This window comes from Pseudovibrio sp. M1P-2-3, from assembly GCF_031501865.1.
Taxonomy (GTDB): domain Bacteria; phylum Pseudomonadota; class Alphaproteobacteria; order Rhizobiales; family Stappiaceae; genus Pseudovibrio; species Pseudovibrio corallicola.
The window spans coordinates 1,829,730-1,850,835 of record NZ_JARRCW010000001.1 but is presented as its reverse complement, the minus strand read 5'-3'; the positions used below and the strand labels follow the sequence as shown (position 1 = coordinate 1,850,835).

Annotated in this window: 14 protein-coding genes and 1 tRNA gene; 5 read left to right on the top strand and 10 right to left on the bottom strand. The window is 48.0% G+C overall.

All coding sequences use genetic code 11. From position 1 onward, the window contains the following. Positions 1-153 precede the first annotated feature (153 nt). Positions 154-1,623 carry an MFS transporter gene (locus P6574_RS08385; protein WP_310619895.1) on the top strand — a complete coding sequence of 490 codons (1,470 nt, stop codon included), beginning with the start codon at positions 154-156 and terminating at the stop codon, positions 1,621-1,623. Positions 1,624-1,808: 185 nt separating this feature from the next. Here the strand turns inward: P6574_RS08385 and P6574_RS08380 are convergent, their stop codons facing one another. The 4 genes from P6574_RS08380 to P6574_RS08365 form a co-directional block, all read right to left on the bottom strand. Beyond that, positions 1,809-2,504 carry an RlmE family RNA methyltransferase gene (locus tag P6574_RS08380; protein WP_310619894.1) on the bottom strand — a complete coding sequence of 232 codons (696 nt, stop codon included), beginning with the start codon at positions 2,502-2,504 and terminating at the stop codon, positions 1,809-1,811. A gap of 24 nt (positions 2,505-2,528) precedes the next feature. Next, positions 2,529-4,154 (bottom strand): Ppx/GppA phosphatase family protein, encoded by a 1,626-nt coding sequence (locus P6574_RS08375; protein WP_310619893.1) that lies wholly within the window; start codon positions 4,152-4,154, stop codon positions 2,529-2,531. 243 nt (positions 4,155-4,397) lie between these two features. Beyond that, a complete protein-coding gene (locus tag P6574_RS08370) occupies positions 4,398-5,444 on the bottom strand; it encodes a DUF2793 domain-containing protein (RefSeq protein ID WP_310619892.1) in 1,047 nt (348 codons plus the stop codon). 102 nt (positions 5,445-5,546) lie between these two features. Beyond that, positions 5,547-8,099 (bottom strand): hypothetical protein, encoded by a 2,553-nt coding sequence (locus P6574_RS08365; protein ID WP_310619891.1) that lies wholly within the window; start codon positions 8,097-8,099, stop codon positions 5,547-5,549. Between the two features lie 65 nt (positions 8,100-8,164). Between P6574_RS08365 and P6574_RS08360 the strand changes: the two genes are divergently transcribed. Next, positions 8,165-9,190 carry an IS481 family transposase gene (locus P6574_RS08360; protein ID WP_310619890.1) on the top strand — a complete coding sequence of 342 codons (1,026 nt, stop codon included), beginning with the start codon at positions 8,165-8,167 and terminating at the stop codon, positions 9,188-9,190. On the opposite strand, the gene P6574_RS08355 is transcribed toward P6574_RS08360, so the two are convergent. Beyond that, positions 9,144-9,383, bottom strand: a complete 240-nt coding sequence (locus tag P6574_RS08355) for a hypothetical protein (protein ID WP_310619889.1) — start codon at positions 9,381-9,383, stop codon at positions 9,144-9,146. The two genes, P6574_RS08360 and P6574_RS08355, sit on opposite strands and share 47 nt — an antisense overlap. A 436-nt stretch (positions 9,384-9,819) precedes the next feature. Between P6574_RS08355 and P6574_RS08350 the strand changes: the two genes are divergently transcribed. Continuing rightward, entirely contained in the window at positions 9,820-12,660 is a 2,841-nt protein-coding gene (locus P6574_RS08350) for a M10 family metallopeptidase (RefSeq protein WP_310619888.1), read from the top strand. A 603-nt stretch (positions 12,661-13,263) separates the two neighbouring features. Then, positions 13,264-13,337, top strand: a tRNA-Gln gene (locus P6574_RS08345). A gap of 338 nt (positions 13,338-13,675) precedes the next feature. Here P6574_RS08345 and eno read toward each other — a convergent pair. From eno to cysQ, 5 genes are all read right to left on the bottom strand, one after another. Beyond that, entirely contained in the window at positions 13,676-14,950 is a 1,275-nt protein-coding gene (eno, locus tag P6574_RS08340) for a phosphopyruvate hydratase (protein ID WP_310619887.1), read from the bottom strand. Between the two features lie 167 nt (positions 14,951-15,117). Continuing rightward, a complete protein-coding gene (kdsA, locus tag P6574_RS08335) occupies positions 15,118-15,966 on the bottom strand; it encodes a 3-deoxy-8-phosphooctulonate synthase (protein ID WP_310619886.1) in 849 nt (282 codons plus the stop codon). 123 nt (positions 15,967-16,089) lie between these two features. Further along, positions 16,090-17,991: a sulfate adenylyltransferase subunit CysN gene (gene cysN / locus P6574_RS08330; protein ID WP_310619885.1), complete on the bottom strand. Its 1,902-nt coding sequence runs from the start codon at positions 17,989-17,991 to the stop codon at positions 16,090-16,092. Continuing rightward, positions 17,991-18,899, bottom strand: a complete 909-nt coding sequence (gene cysD, locus P6574_RS08325) for a sulfate adenylyltransferase subunit CysD (RefSeq protein ID WP_310619884.1) — start codon at positions 18,897-18,899, stop codon at positions 17,991-17,993. The genes cysN and cysD overlap by 1 nt, the downstream gene beginning before the upstream one ends. Before the next feature lie 79 nt (positions 18,900-18,978). Further along, positions 18,979-19,788, bottom strand: coding sequence for a 3'(2'),5'-bisphosphate nucleotidase CysQ (gene cysQ, locus P6574_RS08320; RefSeq protein WP_310619883.1), 810 nt, complete (start codon positions 19,786-19,788; stop codon positions 18,979-18,981). Between the two features lie 204 nt (positions 19,789-19,992). Here cysQ and galU point away from each other — a divergent pair, with 204 nt between their 5' ends. Next, positions 19,993-20,874 (top strand): UTP--glucose-1-phosphate uridylyltransferase GalU, encoded by an 882-nt coding sequence (galU, locus tag P6574_RS08315; RefSeq protein ID WP_310619882.1) that lies wholly within the window; start codon positions 19,993-19,995, stop codon positions 20,872-20,874. The last annotated feature ends 232 nt before the right edge of the window (positions 20,875-21,106 follow it).

Below are 21,106 nucleotides of genomic sequence, written 5' to 3'. Positions count from 1 at the left end.
GGGACAACTGATAAGAAAAGAGAGGATCAGCCAAAAAAGTGATCCATGCGCAGAAAAGCGACTAAGGGCGGTGGAAAGGGTAAGTCTTCTTGTTACCTCTACCCGCCCTGCTCCTATAAATTAGTTTTCATGCAGTGGCCCTATTAATACCATATGAAGCTGCTTTGCCTAAAATCACTCACCGTTGTCTACGTCTTGCACACATTCAGAGTTTTCAAGCAGAAAGTTGGGTCCTTGCCACTCCGCCTCCGTTTTACAGCTCTGGTTGTGAGCTGTGTTTTGATGCTGAATATGATTGACACAATTATATTAGGCATAGCGCTTCCTGTCATATCAAAGGACTTTGGAAGTTCTCCTGTAACTTTAAGCCTTACCCTGTCAATTTATTTAATTGCGCAAGCCATTTTCACGCCCATAAGCGGCTGGGCCGCAGATAAATTTGGAAGTAAAACCGTGTTTCTTCTGGCGACTGGTGGATTTCTAATTGCCTCACTTTTATGCGGCCTTTCAAACTCGGCCACTCAACTTATCCTCGCAAGATTGTTTCAAGGAGTAACTGCTGCCCTCACCCTACCAGTGGCCCGAATTGTCCTTTTAAAGTCCTCACCCAAAGAAATGCTTGTTCAGGCAATGGTGTGGCTGACCGGTCCAGCCCTTGTCGGGCCTTTGGTTGCTCCACCTCTGGGCGGTTTTCTTGTCACTTACGCCAGTTGGCGCTGGATTTTCTGGATCAATATCCCGATATCCTTGATTGGATTCGTTCTCGCCATTTTCTTTTTTCAAAACTTTAAAAGAGACGACACCCCCAGCTTCGACTGGAGCGGGTTCTGGCTGATAGGTTTGGGGTCACTTGGTTTCACAACCGGACTTATCGCCGTCACCGATACAAGCAAGCATAACTACCTTTTCGCGGGTGTTATAGTCCTGTCCCTCATTTTGTTTTTCACCTACTTCAACCACGCCAAGCGCACGGACAACCCCATTATAGATCTAACTCTTTTTCGCAACGCTTCATTTCGTGCAAGTGTTACGGGAGGAGCAATCTTTCGAATTGGAATAGGCGCAGGTCCGTTTCTCCTGCCAATGATGCTACAAGACGTGCTTGGCAAGTCTGCATTTGCTGCAAGTATGCTTCTTCTTCTCCTTGCTGTCGGGGCCTTGGCTATTGGAAAATTTATCCCCATGATCCTACGGTATCTGGGATTTCGCGGCGCCTTAATACCCAACACCCTGCTCGTGTCACTCTCTTTTTGCTCGTATGGCTTTTTTTACCCAAGTACACCACTTTGGATTATTTGCGCCATTTTATTACTAGGGGGAGTGGTTCGCTCCATACAGTTCAACGTTTTAAATACCATAGGTTTCACCGAACTGACGGAAAGCCAGATGAGCCCTGCCAATAGCCTTGCCTCCATGTCCCAATTCCTAGCTCGCACCCTTGGGGTGAGTATTGGTGCCTTCATGATTCAGATCTCCCTCAACTTCAATGGGCGAGCCCACCTGACTCAGCTAGACTTCACGATAGCTTTTGTAGTGATCGGCGCTATCATGCTGTTAGCTCTGGTTGAGTTTTATAGGCTGCCGCCGCATGCTGGTTCCGAAGCGTCCGGACACAACCGATAACCCGCTCCTCTTACATATGTCTGGCTGATTGGTGCATCAAATAGAAAAGCCCTACGTTTCCATAGGGCTTTTCAAAACTACAGCGTATCTTCGAAAAGTGGATACCGGTTTTCGAATAAAGATACGCGCAAACTGCTTTAGGTATAGCTACAGGTAAATTTGCAAGTGCCTAACGGCTTCACCTTTTACCCGCGAAACCCTTTCGCAAGAATAAACATTTCCGGGCTCTGCTTACGACTTGCTGGCGGCTTGATGTGAGAGACAGATTTGAACTCTTTCTTGAGGCCTTGCAGCAACGAGTTCTCTGCTCCACCCGCGAATACTTTCGACAGGAAGGCACCGTCTTGTTTCAAATTTTGACGGGCAAAATCAATGGCTACTTCAAACAGATAGGTGGTTCTCAAGTGATCCGTCTGCCGGTGCCCTGTTGTTGGGGCCGCCATATCTGACATGACCAGATCAGGCTTGTGCCCGCCCAGCGCTTCCATTAATGCCTCTGGCGCATCATCATCAAGAAAGTCCTTTTTCAAGAGCACAACCCCGGGGATTGGCTCCACATCCAGATAATCGATCCCGACAATACGCGGGTCTTCAACGGAAGATTCCACCATTGGTACGGTTACCTGACACCAACCACCTGGCGCAGCACCAAGGTCAACAACTCGCATACCCGGTTTGATTATTTTGTGCTTATCGTTGATTTCAATCAGCTTATAGGCCGCCCGAGAGCGGTACCCATCCAGCTTTGCTTGGCGCACGTATGGATCATTCAGCTGCCGCTGCAACCAAAGCGTTGAACTATAAGATCTCTTGCGGGCAGTCTTAACTTTCTCAAACATGCCGCGATCGCCACGGCCCCGGCCACTTGAATTTTCGGCCATGATATAAATTCCTTTTCAGCTAACCTACCTGCGACCGGCAGGCTTCCGCCACACTTTATCGGCGGCCATCATTTCCATCAGGATACCTTCACGAAGTCCCCTGTCCGCGACACGCAAGCGCTCGCAGGGCCAACGCCTGCGAATTGCCTCCAATATGGCACAACCGGCAAGAACAAGGTCAGCACGGTCCTGACCAATGCAAGGGTTTTCAACCCTCTCTTCATAGGACATATTTAAAAGTTGCTGTATCATCTGGGATACATCGTCATCGTGCATCCAAACCCCGTCAACACGGCGTCTGTCATAGCGTTTAAGTCCCAGATGAACGCCTGCAAGCGTTGTAACAGTACCTGATGTTCCAAGCATGTGAACGTTACCCCCACGGATTGCATCCGATAACTCATCTGCAAGGGGGAACGTTTCCAGCATTTTGGAGACATCCTCTACCATGTCTTCAAATAAAGAGGAAGAAACAATTTTTCCTCCATGCCGCTCGGCCAAGTTAACCACACCCACCGGTAATGATGTCCATGTACGAATAAAGCGCGTCAGTGCAAAGCCACGTGCTCCATAACGGTTACGCAGGTCCAGCCAGACGATTTCCGAGGACCCTCCACCAATATCGAATAGCAGAACACCATCGGCCTCAGGATCAACCAGAGAAACACATCCGGCAACAGCCAGACGGGCTTCTGTTTCCTGTGTTACAATTTCAAGGTCGATTCCAGCCTCTTCGCGGGCTCTCCTAATAAATTCTTCACCGTTTACGGCAGCGCGGCACGCTTCTGTTGCAATAAGGCGGGCGCGTTCAACGCCGCTGTCCTCAAGCTTTTCCTGACAGACTTTCAAGGCTTCAATGGCCCGCCCCATCGCCCTATCGGAAATGCGGCCGCTTTGCCCGACACCTTCTCCAAGACGAACAATACGGGAATAGGCATCAACAACCCTGAAGCCCCTGTGATCCGGCTTTGCAATTAACAGACGGCAGTTATTAGTTCCAAGATCCAGCGCGGCATAAAGCTTGTCCTGTCTGGCATCATGATGCCTTCCCCAAGGTGGCCTCGCCCCACCTCTCCATTCATCGGAGCTCCGATTGCCCCAAGGCTTGCGCAAGTGACTGCGGGGCTCTCCCCACGTAGAAGCTCTGGGCTCTTCACTGCTTCCGCTACCATGATGATTATAGGAGGAGCGATTATGTGAAGCGTTTTTTAAACGCAAATGATTGGGACCAGCTTTCCGCTCGTTTCCCGTAAATGTTTCCTGTTGGGGTTTGGATACAGCTTTATCGTCTCCAGAGCTCGGTTTAGAAACCTCCGGAAGAGAAACACTTATCGCGGTTCCGCCTTCTTTGACTTCAACAACCGGCGTAGATGCCACCTGTCGAGCCAGCGCTCGCCTTTCGGCCCTATTGGGCTTATTTCGGCGGCTTTTTCTCTGCCGCTTTGCGCCTTCTGGACGCGCACTCCCTGTTTCCTGAGCCAGATCCTGACTCAGTTTAGCAGAATGGTTACGATCCCCTACTCGTGCTGATGACGATTGGGGTTGCCCTTTTCTATGCTTCCGCTTTCGCCGCTTTGACGAGAAGCTAGGTCCTGCCGTTCCGGGTGCGCCTGATCCGCCTGCAGAGGATCCATCACCCGTTTTTTTCAAGTTTATGCCTTTGATATGGCCGCGCCTCAAAGCCGCAGCCTATTTCTTTCCGTTAGTTCCTATAGTAACAGCTTACATAGAAACGGCAATGCTGGCTCATACGCCATACAGGCAAAAATTCCCCCCTATTACCTTGGGTCTATAGCCCATTGCGAAGATCGTATTTTCCAAAGAGAGAACAAATGAGGGTAAAATCGGCTTTTAAGAAGGGCGCCCCTCCCCCACACAGCGCCTTGACCGGCTCTAACTCTGGGCGGCGCTTGGCAGTAAATAATGCAGCGCAATTCGAAGCTGACCTCCACTAAAATTCCCGCCCTCTGCAGTAATAACTATTGGCGTATCCGCATAAACGGCAAAGGGACCAACAACACCCACATTATGAGCGCCTTCTGCCACAGACAAAAACCCACCAAACTTGGAAAGCTCTCCCGAAAGCCCGCAATGAAACGAACTAACCCCTGTGATGCTCTGAGTTACCCGCAGTGAGACACAAAACACAATTGCCCTTGCTGGAAACGCAAGAGTGCTTTGAACATGTGCGCCAGTTAAATCTATCAGCTCCTCTTTTACAGCCAAGCCTGTTTGCGCCCCATGCTCTGTGGAGCAAAGAGTTACCTGCTCGCAAAGAAGGTTAAACTCACCAGTTACCCCATCAACCGACCAAACCGGTAAATAAGCACTGCCATCAGCACTCACCTTTAACGTAAAATTATCCTGACCAAAGTGCCCCAGCAGTGCTCTTGGTTGCCAGTTACTCAAAAAAGCAAGGCTGGCCTCATTCTCCTGAACAGCACGGTTCAGCCTCAAAGCGACGTCACCAGAAGCCCCATGGGTTATAACTGCATCTGGTGTTTTTACCGCCAGCCGCATCTGGTCGTCGGCCGCCAATCCAACACCAAGTTTGGAAAGCACCCCATTTGCAGCAGTATCAAGTGTGAGCGCATCAATAACACTAGCAAATTCCCTCCATTCCCCCTCAGTGTAAAAGAGCAATAGGCTTTCATCTTCCACCCAGCACCGCATACCGGCCACGGGTTCAACAAAAACCCATGCCCCGCCGATTTGCGCTGCAACGGAAGCCTCATGCCCTAAAAAACTTCCCGAAGCATCCTGAGGAACCAGATAACGCGTACCTTCGTCTTCATCCTCAGGAGGACTGACAGTGGTTCTGGATTTTACCGAGAGCTGGATAAAAGCATCCAACTGAGACAAAGCCTCGTTGTGAGTGATGTGTTTTTGTGATTGGGAGGCCGCAATAAACGGCAAACCGTAGATATTCGACTTTTCCATGATCTTGTCCCCTGATGCTGAGCTTTTCCCTCTGTGGGCACAGTTTACAAGAGGCTCTTATGCAAGGGGATAAGTCCTCTCAAAGAGGAGGCTAGCACTCTTCTAGTGGCAATAGTTTTCGTCGCTCAACAGATGTCCCATACCCACTGGCAAGGCATAGAGCATGTAGGTATTTCTAGATGGCTCTATATGCATGAGGGCGAAGTCTTTTGTGATATCCTTCGCCTCGGCATGGTTATCGATTAAATACTGAGAGGTAAAACCAAAATTGCCTGCCCAGCTTTGCGCGGTTGGCATGCTAGGCATAGGATTTTTATAGGGATTTGCCCCATCAAGATCCTCTCGCCAGCTCTTCGAATCCCTATGAAGCGCCGCTGCCATTTTCAGATTCCACCGAAGGTTTTGCAGCGAGTTGTTTGGAAGGGAGTTGCCGTTACAGGTCTTCCTATAAGCCTCCCCATAGAAAATTGGGGCCATACTTTGCGAAGTAAAAACACCTTGTTTAAAAGCCACATCCAAATGCGGCAGCGGGTACACCATCGCCATTTTTTCCAGAACATACTCCAAGTCCATCTCTGGATATCTATCAGCTTTTAGATAGCGATAAATATCCAGAAAATCGGAGAGTTTACGATCTAACTTATAGGTCGCCGTGATGTAGCAATTGGAGGGAGCCTGATTCCAGTAGTCATCATCCAACCCCAACTGGTCGCCGCTGTTAAAGAACAGAGGCAGGATATCACCAAGCCAGATGCCGAGTTTTTCATCCTCAGTGACTTTATAGGTGGCCAACATGGCAGACATGGACGGGAACGGGGTTACTCCGAAAAGGTCCTGTTTCACTTTCTGGAGTTTTTCAGTTTTATTCATCTGCACATCATAAGCACATTGCTTATTCTCACTGGGCCTTGCCCCACAAAAGGCCCTTACAAGCGCACCGTTATAACGCGTTATAACATCATAGCTAGCAAGGTCATCGAACAGGAAATACTCTAAAGATATAGCCGTTAAATCTTCCCCATCATTGACTTGCTGGATGATCGGCACACCTGCCTTTGCCCAGTAAATGGGATACCAGTCATCTGCTCCACTAACATATTGACCTGTTATTTTTCCTGCGCAATATTCGCCGGCAAATGTGGCTCCAGCGTCATTCTCACAGCTCCAGTCATCTCCACCATCATGGACATAATGAAAATCACGGACAAATCGGTTCACCTTGCGCGCGAAGTCCATGTATGAGCGCTCTCCAGAACGCACCCAACTATATATGCTGTTGCGAACGATATTGTACGGGGAAATGCTTTGGCGGTACCACTGAGGATATAGGGTATGTGAGCCGTCAGAATTTGGTTCCGGATCTTTCATATAACGGTTGTAGGGGGCCCTACCGTAGTTATACCACCCTTCCAAGGGAACCCATCTTGCTTGGGCCATGTAATCCTTGAACCATTGGGAATGAAGCGCCTCCAGATCTGAAAAACTCAAGGCTTCCGAAGTCTCGCCACTGTTTTCATCAAGCGCGGCGGTTCCCCCTTCACCCATGTAGGCCATTTTAGGAAATACCGCGTCATCCAGATGGGTGATATATTTCTCATCAGCTCTTGCCAGATAGGGCTGAATTAACGTTCCAGAAAGCTGTTCCTTGTTGCCCACCTGACTACCCAAGGCCATTGCCAGCCTGATTTTATGGGTACGGCCGACACCCCAAGGGTTACTTACCTTCTCCAGTCTATCAACTTCCTTCGCAACTGTCTCTTTTGCGCTGGCATGGGTCTCTATCATCCATTGCAGAGCATCCTTATAAGCATCGCTCATAACGCCGAAAACGGTTTCCGGTTTGTAGTCTATGTGGGCGTAGAGTGCAGTAGGTTCCCAGAGCTTGAGCGTATAGATGCTACCATCTTCATTGAACGAGCCCGCCTTACCCACCTCTTCTTCGCTGACAGCCCAAACATCAACATCGTCAACGGGTTTGATCTCAAGACCAAGCCCTGTATATTTCACCGCTTGGCGTGTACTCACCACTTGATGCTCAATGTCAAAGTACGAGGTATCTTTGAGGATAGTGTAGCGCACAACGGCCTTGGCAACTTCCTTGAGACCGTCTTGCTCCTCAGCGATATAGCTCGCCTCCCCTTTGATCACATAGCGCAGAGAGCTTTCACGCTCTATTGTCCATATGACAGACCCTGTAGGGTGCGCAGTGCAGCTCACTCCCTCCGTTCCATCGCAAAAAAAGTCATCAATAAGATAAAAATCGGAGCCTTCATTTGTCGCGGTTACGGCAGCTCCGTCTAAATCGATCAATCCGATCCTACTTGGAAACAGGGAGTGGTTTGAAAACGTGATCTGATACCTGCCGTTATTAATAGTAAACGCCCCCGCTTCGCTACCACCAGCTATTTTCAAAACGCCACTGATAGGCTGAGCGCTGACTACAGATCCGTATTCGGGTAGCGAAAGGGTGCAGTTTGGTTTGGCGCTATCCCAAAGAAAGTCCACCCATGCCCAACGAACATCTGAATTTTCGGGATCGTCATCGCCATCTGATTGCGTGGATATATTCACCCAAACAGCTTTTTTCAAAACAGCCATATCAACCAGTTGGCTTTCAAGTTGATCGGCGCTTGAACCCGTACACGTCAACATCATACCTGTTTAGTCCCGCGAGAAGATGGAATCAGTTTATCGTTGACACCATCTTGTAAGGAGGGGCTATGGGACAGGTATTACACGGCAGCGCCACGACTACTCACGCGGTTCGATCGGCCATCCAAAAATCGGATGCAACAATCAAAGAGCTGAGTACCCGATATAACATCAATCCCAAAACGGTTATGAAGTGGAAAAAACGTAGCAGCGTAGAAGATCAACCTATGGGCCGGAAAAATCCTCGCTCTACCGTTCTTACTGTGGCTGAAGAGGCTGCGTGTATTGCTTTTCGCAAGCACTCTTTACTCGCGCTGGATGACTGCCTTTATGCTCTGCAGGAAACGATCCCGAAGTTGACCCGCTCATCCCTCCACCGTCTATTCCAGCGCCACGGGATTTCGCGTCTGCCAGCCCCAGATAAGAACAAGACCAAAAAACCTTTCAAAGCCTATCCGATCGGTTACTTTCACATCGATATCGCGGAGGTGCGAACTGCGGAAGGCAAGCTTTATTTGTTCGTTGCCATTGATAGAACGTCGAAGTTTGCCTTTGTGGAACTGCATGAGAAAGCCACCAGAAGGATTGCTGGCAACTTTCTTCGCAACCTCATCATGACTGTACCTTATAAAGTCCACACCGTGCTGACTGACAACGGGACCCATTTCACCGATCCCAAAGGCGACAGTTGGAATGCTCAGGACGTGAAGCGTATGCTCGCGACCGGTCAGCGGTTTCGATGCCATGCTTTTGTTCTGGCCTGCGCTCAAAATGATATTGACCACCGGCTAACGAAACCGGCCCATCCCTGGACCAACGGTCAGGTCGAACGTATGAACCGCACCATCAAAGAGGCCACGGTTCGACGCTATTATTACCAGACACACAACCTGCTGCGCACTCATCTGGAAACGTTCATACAGGCTTATAACTTCGCCAAACGCCTCAAGGCTCTCAAAGGACAAACACCCTTTGAATACATTACCAAACAATGGACAAACGAGCCGGACAGGTTCATAAAACAGCCTAACCATCTCCTCGCGGGACTTAACACATACCATCCAAAGACTTTTCTTGGATCATGCCTTTGGTGAACGGGACACCAAACCCTAAAACATGCAAACCATCGCTTAGAGCAGTTGTATCATCTGGTAATGTGACCTTGATAGGAATTTCGGTTTCTGCTGTGAAGTGTACTTCATGGGCATGAACACCCACTACTCCACCAAGTGAGATGGCCTGTAAGCAGAATTTAAATATCAGTTTCCTAAGATCAAGCATCGCCATATCCGCCTTTCATTAATGACAAATACGTGGATACGAAACTTGGGTCATGACCCAGCATTTGAGATAGAGAATAACCATCTCTAAAATGCAGTTGGTCGAAAAGAACGACTGAGCACAGCGGGTATACCGCATTGCCCCGTGCATTTTTCTCCCTAGGTCCTATGAAAATTTCAGCCTCACCACGACAAAAACCTTGAGGTAAATGTCACTTCTTAAGGAACTGAGCATAGCAACCTGAGCCCTTTTTCCAAGTTTAGCCGTGAACAACTGATACACAAACATAATACCAAAGCACTATTCAATAAGTATATTTTAGTTGATAAAGGTCATCTATGATATATACACTGCAATTAATTTAATTAAAATTGTATTTTAATGCAAGTATTTATCATAAAAATAAAATAAGTGTATTATAATAACGATAAGGTTACTTGTAATGAACTCTACAAATGAGAATACATCTAATATTAATACGAATGATAACTCATTACAAAATACAAATAGTATTACCGCTTCCGAATATACTGAAGCGGGGAACGTGGACGCGCCAGATTCCATAGAGACTCCCTACGAAATCTCTGCGGGGGACACTTTTACAGGCTTCGTGGGATTGGAAGACGAAGCAGATTACATCGCCATTACGCTGGAAGCTGGCAACATTTATACCTTCGATATGGAAGGTAACAAAGGGCAACCTCTAGGGGATACTCTTCTGCGCCTCTATGACGTTGAGGGCAATGAAGTGGCAATGGATGATGATAGCGGGGAAGGGTATTTTGCCAGCCTGCAGTATGTCCCTACCATCTCCGGCACCTACTACATTGCTGCAGCACCTTACAGTAGTAGTTATTTCGGTGATTACACCTTAAAAACAAGTGTGGTGCACACTGGGCATGAGGATGTAGAACCTAAAACCGTAGTGGAGGCGGACGATGCGGCGGCAACTTCCGATACGACCTACGAGATAAATGTGGGCGACACCTTTGAAGGTAAGCTTAGCCAAGGAAGTGATGTGGACCGCGTTGCCATTACGCTGGAAGCTGGACTGACCTATGACATTGACTTGTCTGGCACTGCTGACCTCTTCGATGGACTGCAAGATTCCTATTTAAAAGTATATGATGAAGATGGAAATCTCATCGCGGAGGATAAGGATGGCGGTGATGCGCTGTATTCAAGCCTCCGCTTCACTGCGCCTGCGTCTGGCACTTTTTATATTGAGGCATCTTCTGCCAATGACAAAAAAGGTGACTACGCCATCAATGTGAATCTGGCAGAGGCTTTGCCGGTTGACCCTTCCGATACCTATATCATTGAAGGCTCTGACGCAGCGGAAAATAAGACAACCGACTATGAAATAGAGCTGGGTGATACTTTCCAAGGAAGTATCGGTGCTTATAAAGATGTTGACTACATTGCTGTAACTCTGGAGGCTGGCAAAGCCTATGAAGTTTCCATGGATGCGTATGCAGGTAATGGAAACGCTCTTTCCGATCCGAAGTTCTATATTATGGGAATAAACGGAGAATCTCTCCCGCTTGCTGATGATGATGGGGGGCAAGGTACCAATGCTCACCTGCGTTTTATAGCACAGGAATCTGGCACATATTATATTAAAGCAGTGGCCAGCTGGCATACGTACACCGGTGACTACATTGTGACTGCCGTTCTTTCTGACGAGCAGCCAGAGCCTCCGGTCGATCCTATCGATCCATTCGTGATCGAGGAAGAGGACGCGCCAGCATCTTTCGATTCGCCCTATGAAATGGACCCAGATGTTCAGCCTGTATTCTACGGTTCATTAGACGAAAAAGGCGATGCGGACTACGTTGCAGTTACATTAGAGGCCGGTGAAACCTACGCATTTGATCTGGTGGCTTCTGAAAATAGCGACTTCACCAACGGCACTTTGAAGCTTTTGGGCCCTGATGGGCAGCCTATTGAGATTGAACGGGCTCCGACTTCCTTCAAATTCACTGTTGAAGAAGCTGGAACTTATCATCTTGAAGTTGGATCCGATTTCAGCTGGTTTACTGGCGACTATACCCTGAGCGTAGAAAAGAGCGAGCCGGATGTCATTGATCCGTATAACCCAACCCATACGGAGTGGTGGTCACATGATGAGATCGCAAACTGGCTAACCCACGGCTACTATCAGGATAACTATCGGGCATTCGATGTTGAGCCGGGTGGAGAAATTACCGTCAACTTCGGTGAGATGGAAGAGGATAGTATCTACATGGCGCGCCTGGCTCTTGAATCTTGGGCTAGCGTTACAGGTATCAATTTCAAAGAAATTGACGAAGAAGCACAGATCAATTTTACTGACCACAATATCGGTGGGTCGATTACTGTTAATCACTCAGGTCACGTAATTAAATCTGCTAACATTAATATTCAAGCGACTTGGGTTTGGTCCGGTGGTATGGATCTGGATGGTTTGACGATGAAGACCTATATTCATGAAATCGGCCACGCATTGGGCTTGTCTCATGCAGGCCTGTACAATGGCGGCGCTTCCTACGACGTTCATGCCAATTACGCTAATGACTCCTACCAGATGAGCGTCATGTCGTACTTCTCACAGAAAGAGAATACGCAGATTGATGCAACATGGGCCCAGCCTGTAACTCCGATGATTGCGGATATTATAGCAATTCAGAATCTCTACGGTGCCCCAACTGACCTCCGCCTTGAAGATACTGTCTATGGCGACAATTCGACCGCTGGTGGGTTCTATGACGACATCGTGAACTCTGATCGTGCTTATGGCCCAGCATTCACAATCATCGATAACGGCGGTATTGACACCGTTAACTTCGAAAGCCGTGAAGAAGATCAGGTGATCAACCTAGCTTCCGAGAGCATCTCAAGTGTCATGGGTGAAATCGGTAACATGATCATCATGCGTGATACAGTTATCGAAAATGCGATTTCCGGTTCAGGTGATGATATTCTGCTGGGCAACGGCGTTGATAACGTTCTGATCGCAAATGCCGGCTCTGACATCCTTGTTGGCGGCGAAGGAAACGACACCTTAACCGGCGGTGAAGGCGAAGACCTGTTCGTCTTCGGTAGCGGCGACGGCGAAGACGTTATCACCGACTTCACAGTTGAACTTGACTACATTGAGTTTGTTTCCGGCGCTTCTTCTTTCGATGACCTGACGATTACAAGCGAAAGCACAGATACCCTTATTGCCTATGATGGCGGTTCGGTCCTGCTACAAGGTGTAGACGCCAGCCTTATAAGTGCAGGCGACTTCCTCTTCGCTTAAAAGCGCACCTCTGAAAAGTGAACACTGTTTTTCGGTTAAAGATACGCGCTTAAACAAACAATCCAGTTGGGATAGCGGATGCTATCCCAACTCTCCAGTTTGAAGTTCGCCCCTAACTTCAGACAATTCAATTAGAGCGCCTCACGCTCATTCCCATTCACACCTAGCACTCTAACTTTTATATTTTTGTCGAATTCATGTCGTTGGGTTGAATCCAATCACGTTTCAAGAGGGCAGAACCAACCAATAATGCCCTGCATGCCTTGACTGCCTCCCACACTCGATCCGCTACTTCACATAGGCTTACGCTCTCCTGTTACATTGTAAGGGCGATGTTCAGCCTGATCCGGGATCGGAATAAAAAAATAGCTTAAGAGCGGCAATGTCCCATCCCTTCTCTTTGGCTAGCCAAAGAGAAGGGATGGGACAACACTCACCTCAACAGCTCTGTGGGAAAACTTTAAAAAAAGAACAACCAATGGCATTTTTTTCAGGGCTAGTATTGACCCGGAGAATCGGGACATATATAGAACCACCCAACGGCGCATTTGCAAAACACTTTACAAATATTTGTAATGAACGCTGCTAACCTATTGGTTCTGCTGGGGATTAGTTTAATGGTAGAACAGCGGACTCTGACTCCGTCGGTCCTGGTTCGAGTCCAGGATCCCCAGCCAATAGCTTTCCCAATCTATAATTAATATTCTTTACGTAAGTAACCTTTAGAACTGGTTGCAGGCGTTTTTTTGATTGCTTTCGCCAAAAATCACTTCTCGTAGAGCCTCCTCATTGATTCAATTTGGCAAGACGGACACTTCCATCGTCACCACTGCCTTTACTTTTTAACCTAAAAGAAAAAGGGTCCTCCCAAGCAGCAGAACCCTTATACCAACTCTCTCCAAATATGGAGAGATTAGAGCACGTTACGTTCATTTCACTCACGCCTCGTGCTCCAACTGATTTATATTGAGCGAATTCTTGTCGTTTGATTGCTTTCAATCAAACGGAACACGCTCTAGCCACGCAGAATTGAACGACCTGCAAAGTGACCTTGCGGTCCAAGCTCTTCTTCAATGCGAATGAGTTGATTGTATTTCGCAATACGATCGGAACGGGACAGCGAACCTGTTTTAATCTGACCGCAATTAAAAGCCACAGCAAGGTCAGCAATTGTATTATCCTCTGTTTCACCAGAACGGTGCGACATAACGGAGGTGTAGGCAGCTTTGTGAGCCATTTCAACGGCTTCCATCGTTTCAGTCAAAGAGCCGATCTGGTTCACTTTAACAAGAATGGAGTTCGCGATACCGCCTTGAATGCCGCGGGAAAGACGCTGTGTATTTGTCACAAACAAATCATCCCCAACAAGCTGGCACTTGTCACCAATTGCATCAGTCAGAGCTTTCCAGCCTTCCCAATCTTCTTCCGCCATACCATCTTCAATAGAGAAGATCGGGTATTTGGAGACCAAGTCTTCGTAGTAGCGGGCCATTTCCTGCGGACCCAGAACTTTACTTTCGCCTTTCAGGTTATACTTTCCATCAGCAAAAAACTCAGTCGATGCGGGATCCAACGCCAGCATAACGTCATCACCAGGCGTATACCCAGCTTTTTCAATGGCATTTAATATAAAACCGATAGCTTCATCAGTGGAGCCAATACCTGGCGCAAACCCGCCCTCATCACCAACATTTGTGTTGTGACCAGCAGCTGACAGGCCTTTTTTCAAATTATGAAAAACCTCAGACCCCATACGAACAGCTTCACGCAGGGACGAAGCACCAACCGGCGTAATCATGAACTCTTGAAAGTCAATCGGGTTATCGGCATGCTCACCGCCATTGATGATATTCATCATTGGAACAGGTAGGGTACGCGCGCCAACGCCACCAACATAACGGTAAAGCGGGAGAGCAGACGCCTCAGCCGCAGCTTTTGCAACAGCAAGGGACACACCAAGAATAGCATTTGCGCCCAAGCGCCCTTTGTTCTCGGTACCGTCCAGATCAATCATTGCCCGATCAACTTTAACTTGATCTTCGGCATCCATACCGCCAATGGCATCAAATATTTCACTATTTACAGCTTCTACGGCGCCCTCAACACCTTTACCCAGATAGCGCTCGCCGCCATCACGGCGTTCAACAGCTTCAAACGCACCTGTGGACGCACCAGACGGAACAGCAGCACGACCAAAGGAACCATCTTCCAATAGGACGTCGACTTCAACTGTAGGGTTACCACGGCTGTCGAGGATCTCGCGGCCGACAATATCGATGATTGCTGTCATCTTATTCTCCAGATTACCAATAGCGTCAAGGGTTTGGTTCAACGCTGCTTCTACCTTAGGTTCAATAAATAGGGAAGAGGTCAATACTCCTTAGGGATAAGTTTCTTTAAGCTGTCCCTATTCACCTCCCCCACTTGGCAAGTGAGAGAGGCATTTCCGTAAAACTATCAAATCTCGAATGTTTTAGACTTAGCAACGGCATCAAATTCCTTGAGCCATGCAAGAAGCTCCTTCAGGCGGTCCAGCGGGATCATGTTGGGACCATCAGAGGAGGCTGTATTGTCTGGATCATCGTGAGTTTCGATAAACAAACCAGCAATACCGACAGACACGGCAGCGCGCGCCAACGTTGCAACAAACTCCCTCTGACCTCCAGATGAGCCGCCCTGCCCCCCTGGCTGCTGAACCGAATGCGTCGCATCAAAGACAACAGGCGCACCCATAGCAGCCATTGTTGGTAAGCCGCGCATATCAGTGATCAACGTGTTGTAACCAAAAGTTGTTCCTCTTTCACACAGGAGCACGTTGGGGTTACCACTTTGAACAATTTTGTTCATTACGTTTTTCATGTCCCAAGGCGCAAGGAATTGCCCTTTTTTAACATTAATCACACGCCCGGTTTTTGCTGCGGCAACCAACAGGTCTGTCTGGCGACATAAGTACGCAGGGATTTGCAACACGTCACAGGTCTCAGCAACTGGCGCACAGTGCCCGGGTTCATGGACGTCAGTGATTACAGGTAGGCCAAGTGTTTCCTTGATTTCGGAAAAAATTGGCATTGCTTCGCTAAAGCCAATACCCCGGCTACCACTCAAACTTGTCCGGTTGGCTTTATCATAGGAAGCTTTAAAAACGTAACCTATACCAAGCTCGTCAGTGATTTCTTTCACTGCCTGAGCCATTTCCAAGGCATGGGCGCGAGATTCCATCTGACAAGGGCCAGCGATAAGTGAAAATGGTTTACTATTAGAAAATAGAGCTTTTCCAACAGAGACTTCTGCGTTGGGATGAGACATGGCCTGCCCTTTATTTGAAAACACAAATAGGCAATAGGACGATACCTCTTAAAAGACAAGGGCAGCAAATGCCGCCCTTTCTCTTTTTACTCGAAATGTTCACAAAGCCTAAAGCAGAAACACCTAAATGATTCCATCTGCACGGAGCCGTTCAAGAACTTCATCGGCAATCTGCTCGGGAGTCCGCTCAGCAGTACTTAGCTTCATTTCAGGGAGCTCAGGAGCTTCATAGGGACTATCCCACCCTGTAAAGTTCTTGATCTCACCAGCCTTTGCCCGAGCATATAGACCTTTAGGATCGCGATTAGCACAATCTTCGAATGGTGTGTCTACGTAGATCTCATAGAATTCACCTTCTTCCAGAAGTCCACGTGCCATTCTACGTTCGGAGCGGAACGGAGAAATGAACGAGACCAAAGTGATCAGCCCAGCATCCACAAACAGCTTGGCAGTTTCGGCCACGCGGCGAATGTTCTCAACTCGGTCAACCTCTGTAAACCCAAGATCCCTGTTCAAGCCGTGACGAACATTGTCACCATCAAGAGCGTAGGTATTTTTACCTAGATCATACAGTTTCTGCTCAAGTGCATTTGCAATAGTGGACTTGCCTGATCCAGAGAGCCCAGTAAACCAAAGAACAGCCGGCTTCTGGTGCATAAGTTGTGCACGCGCCTGTTTGTCAACACTCAATGCTTGACGGTGAACATTCGTAGCGCGTCTTAGCCCAAACCAGACAAGTCCCGCTGCAGCCGTCTCGTTCGTTAACCGGTCAATGAGAATAAAGCTACCAGTGTCCCTATTAACCTCATAGGGGTCAAAGGCAACCGGCTTGGATAAGGAGATGTTAACAAACGCGATTTCATTGAGATCAAGCTGCTTTCCGGCAAGATGCTCAAAGGTGTTTACATCAATCTTATGCTTGATTTCTGTCACAGTTGCGCTGACCGTCTGCCCACCAATCTTCAAAAGGTAAGGGCGACCGGGATAGAGCGGTGCCTCCGACATCCAGATAACATGGCTTGCAAACTGATCAGAAACCTCAGGCCGATGATTGGCAACAGCAATCACATCACCACGAGAAATATCAATTTCATCTTCAAGTGTAAGCGTGACTGCCTGTCCTGACGTGGCCTCCTGAATGTCCCCATCATGGGTCACCAGCCGTTCAACCTTTGAGGTTTTCCCGGATGCTGCGACAACAATCTCATCCCCAACATGGACAGTGCCACCGGTTACAGTTCCCGAATATCCGCGGAATGTATGATCCGGCCGGTTTACCCACTGCACAGGAAGACGGAACGGTCCATCACTAAACGAGGTTTCCGTTTCAACAGTTTCCAGATGCTCTAAGAGTGTCGGCCCTTGGTACCACCCCAATTTGTCGCTGGCACCAGAGACATTGTCTCCAAAACGCGCGGATATGGGAATAGCAACAGATGTCTCAAACTCGAACGATGACACAAAGGTTTCAAACTCGGCCTTGATTTCCTCAAAACGAGATTGATCATAATCCACAAGGTCAATCTTGTTCACAGCAAGGACAACATGGCGCACACCCAGCAGCGAGGCAATAAAGGCGTGTCGCCGTGTCTGGGTCAATATACCTTGGCGCGCATCAACCAGAAGAACAGCAAGATCGGCGGTGGAAGCACCGGTTGCCATATTACGGGTATACTGTTCGTGGCCCGGAGTATCTGCAACAATGAATTTTCGTTTCTCAGTTGCAAAGAAACGATAGGCAACATCAATCGTAATACCCTGCTCGCGTTCGGCTTCCAGCCCATCGACGAGCAAAGCAAGGTCAATATCTTCACCAACAGTGCCGTGCTTTTTACTGTCCTTTTCCAGCGCGGACAGCTGATCCTCAAAAATCAGCTTTGTATCATAAAGTAAACGACCGATAAGCGTCGACTTACCATCATCAACACTGCCGCAAGTCAAAAACCTGAGAAGGCTTTTGTTTTCCTGACCACTGATATAGTCAGTAAACGCTTCGGAGGAGATAAATTCTTCATGCTTGTTCATTAGAAATACCCCTCTCGTTTCTTCTTCTCCATACTCGCCGAATCGTCATGATCGATAAGGCGGCCCTGCCGCTCTGAGGTTCGAGCAATCAACATCTCCCTCACCACATCAGGGAGCGTATCCGCATCAGATTCAATTGCACCTGTCAGTGGGTAGCAACCCAGTGTACGGAAACGAACCAATTTTTCTTCAATCACCTCACCATCACGAAGTGGCAGACGTTCATCATCCACCATAATCAACGTGCCGTCGCGTTCCACGACCGGGCGCTTAGCAGCAAGGTAAAGGGGAACGATATCAATGTTCTCGGCAAGAATATATTGCCAAATATCAAGTTCCGTCCAGTTTGACAGCGGGAACGCCCGAATAGATTCACCCGGGGCAACCCGTGCGTTATAAAGATTCCAAAGCTCCGGACGTTGCTTCTTCGGGTCCCAGCTATGTGCGGCACTCCTGAAAGAGAACACCCGTTCCTTGGCCCGGGATTTTTCCTCATCTCGGCGCGCCCCACCAAAAGCTGCGTCAAAACCATACTTGGTCAGCGCCTGCTTCAGGGCCTCAGTTTTCATGATGTGTGTATAGTTGGAAGAGCCATGATCAAACGGGTTGATGTTTTGCTCCACACCTTCTTGATTGGTGTGAATCAGCAACTCCAAACCATACTTTTTAGCGGTCATGTCCCTAAAAGTGATCATTTCCTTGAATTTCCATGTGGTATCCACATGCAAAAGAGGAAACGGCAACTTGGAAGGATAGAAGGCCTTCAAAGCAAGATGCAGCATAACTGCGGAGTCCTTGCCGATCGAGTATAGCATTACAGGATTTTTAAATTCTGCAGCAACTTCCCGAATTATATGAATACTCTCGTTTTCCAGCCGCTTCAAATGCGACATCTGATCGGTCCCCATACAGGTCTCCCAATAGCATCAGATTGAATAATATATACTTTATGAACGGTATAGTCGGTTCAAGGTCTTATGCCGACGATTACCAGCCTGAACTCAGGTCATATTTGGAAATAATTTTCTCATCACCCACAGCAATAAAGAAGGGGTTTGCAAAATCGCTATCATGGGCTTGTTCACGCTTGCCATAAGCAAGCTCCTCTCCGCCCTGATCAATTACTTTACCGCCCGCGGCAAGCAAAATCGCATGCCCTGCTGCTGTATCCCATTCCATGGTTCGTCCCAACCGAGGATAAAGGTCGGCATCACCTTTAGCTACCCGACAAAACTTAAGGGAAGAGCCGGCGGCAATCATTTCATCCACACCGCACCGTTCAACAAGAGCCTGAGTTTCTTTGGTCATATGGGACCTGCTGCCTAAACCAATAATCGCATCAACGCCGCGGCGAGACTTCATTGGAAGTGGATCAACAATATTTCCTGCCTCAACCCTAGCAAAGAAGGCACCGTGTTCTTCACTCCCCCAATAAAGCTCGCTCAAGGCTGGCGCAAAAATTACACCAGCTACAGGCCTGCCATTTTGAATGAGTGCTATATTGACGGTAAACTCCCCGTTGCGGTTAATGAATTCCTTAGTTCCATCGAGGGGGTCAACTAAAATGAATTCATCGGCATAGTCGGGAATAGAGCCAGACGCGACGGCCTCTTCAGCTACGACAGGAGTTTGGGGCAGCTGACTTGCCAAAATCGACAAAATCACATCCTCAGCCGCTTGATCTGCTTTTGTCACAGGAGAGCCATCAGTTTTTTCAGAAAACTCCACATTATCCTGATAGAATTTCATGATAACTTCGCCAGCCTTAAGGGAGGCACTCTTAAAGATTTCAATCATTATTTGCCTTGGTGTTCAATACTCGTTCAATGTAGTACCTTAATGAGATCGGAAGTGCATTACAAAACTTGAAAAAAAGTGGATCTTGGGATTAATAGTCAAATTGAATTGAAAAATAATTTTCTTCCAATATTAACAATGCATTACTCAGACAGTTAACACAATTTAGTCCACTCTGATCTATGTAAGTATAAACGAGGAACCATGGCACACAAACCCATACGAAAGGCCGTTTTGCCTGTAGCTGGATTGGGAACCAGATTTTTACCTGCGACAAAAGCCGTACCCAAAGAAATGCTCACAGTAGTGGACAAGCCAGTCATTCAATATGTTGTAGATGAAGCCCGCGCTGCTGGTATTGAGCATATTGTATTTGTAACTGGCCGTAACAAACATGTCATCGAAGATCACTTTGATATGGCCTACGAGCTTGAAGAGACGCTGCAAAACCGTGAGAAGCTAAAAGCTCTAAAGTTACTGGAAGAGCAGCGACCGATTGCAGGATCCACCAGCTTTACCCGCCAGCAGGAGCCTTTAGGTTTGGGGCATGCGGTGTGGTGCGCGCGCGAACTTATTGGAAATGAGCCCTTTGCGGTTCTCCTCCCAGACATGATTATGAAAAGTGAGGTAGGCTGCCTTACCCAAATGGTAAACGCCTACAATTCTCATGGTGGTAATGTAATTTCGGTTGAAGAAGTTCCGTGGGAGCAGACCCACCAATATGGCGTTGTCGAGCGCGGCTCACCTGAGAGTGAGACAAGTTTCCCCATCACCGGCATGGTAGAAAAACCAGCACCTGGAACGGCCCCTTCCAATTTATATATCAACGGCCGCTACATTTTGCAGCCGGAAATTTTTGATTTGCTGGAAACACAGGCAACAGGCGCTGGAGGCGAAATTCAGCTCACAGATGCCATGTTGACTTTAATGGGACAGCAAGCTTTTCATGGTATCGAGTTTAAAGGCACTACATATGATTGTGGCTCAAAAACCGGCTTTCTTTCTGCAAATATCGCATTTGGGCTAGAAAGAGACGAAATAGCACCGGTGTTAAAGCCGTTCCTTCAAGACCTTCTCAATAAATAAGAGAACGTCATCAATATCACCGCCTGCCAGACAAACCTACTCACATTGAACCGGGTAAGACTGGCGGGCAGAACACTACATTTTTCTTTCTTCGTAGTCTCCTCAGATAAACAAGCCATTCGCCTTCCCCCCGATCCGACCACCGCCACGGCCCACCCGACTCAGTAGGGTGGGCCGTGCTCCATAATTACTGAAGGCACTAAAAAAGCATAAGACAAGCGCGTTCCGTTTG

What these genes read in the sequence shown, in the direction of transcription:
- P6574_RS08385 (WP_310619895.1), top strand. Translation starts at nt 154, where the DNA reads ATGAAGCTGCTTTGCCTAAAATCACTCACCGTTGTCTACGTCTTGCAC.
- P6574_RS08380 (WP_310619894.1), bottom strand. Translation starts at nt 2,504, where the DNA reads ATGGCCGAAAATTCAAGTGGCCGGGGCCGTGGCGATCGCGGCATGTTT.
- P6574_RS08370 (WP_310619892.1), bottom strand. Translation starts at nt 5,444, where the DNA reads ATGGAAAAGTCGAATATCTACGGTTTGCCGTTTATTGCGGCCTCCCAA.
- P6574_RS08365 (WP_310619891.1), bottom strand. Translation starts at nt 8,099, where the DNA reads ATGATGTTGACGTGTACGGGTTCAAGCGCCGATCAACTTGAAAGCCAA.
- P6574_RS08360 (WP_310619890.1), top strand. Translation starts at nt 8,165, where the DNA reads ATGGGACAGGTATTACACGGCAGCGCCACGACTACTCACGCGGTTCGA.
- P6574_RS08355 (WP_310619889.1), bottom strand. Translation starts at nt 9,383, where the DNA reads ATGGCGATGCTTGATCTTAGGAAACTGATATTTAAATTCTGCTTACAG.
- P6574_RS08350 (WP_310619888.1), top strand. Translation starts at nt 9,820, where the DNA reads ATGAACTCTACAAATGAGAATACATCTAATATTAATACGAATGATAAC.
- eno (WP_310619887.1), bottom strand. Translation starts at nt 14,950, where the DNA reads ATGACAGCAATCATCGATATTGTCGGCCGCGAGATCCTCGACAGCCGT.
- kdsA (WP_310619886.1), bottom strand. Translation starts at nt 15,966, where the DNA reads ATGTCTCATCCCAACGCAGAAGTCTCTGTTGGAAAAGCTCTATTTTCT.
- cysN (WP_310619885.1), bottom strand. Translation starts at nt 17,991, where the DNA reads ATGAACAAGCATGAAGAATTTATCTCCTCCGAAGCGTTTACTGACTAT.
- cysD (WP_310619884.1), bottom strand. Translation starts at nt 18,899, where the DNA reads ATGGGGACCGATCAGATGTCGCATTTGAAGCGGCTGGAAAACGAGAGT.
- cysQ (WP_310619883.1), bottom strand. Translation starts at nt 19,788, where the DNA reads ATGATTGAAATCTTTAAGAGTGCCTCCCTTAAGGCTGGCGAAGTTATC.
- galU (WP_310619882.1), top strand. Translation starts at nt 19,993, where the DNA reads ATGGCACACAAACCCATACGAAAGGCCGTTTTGCCTGTAGCTGGATTG.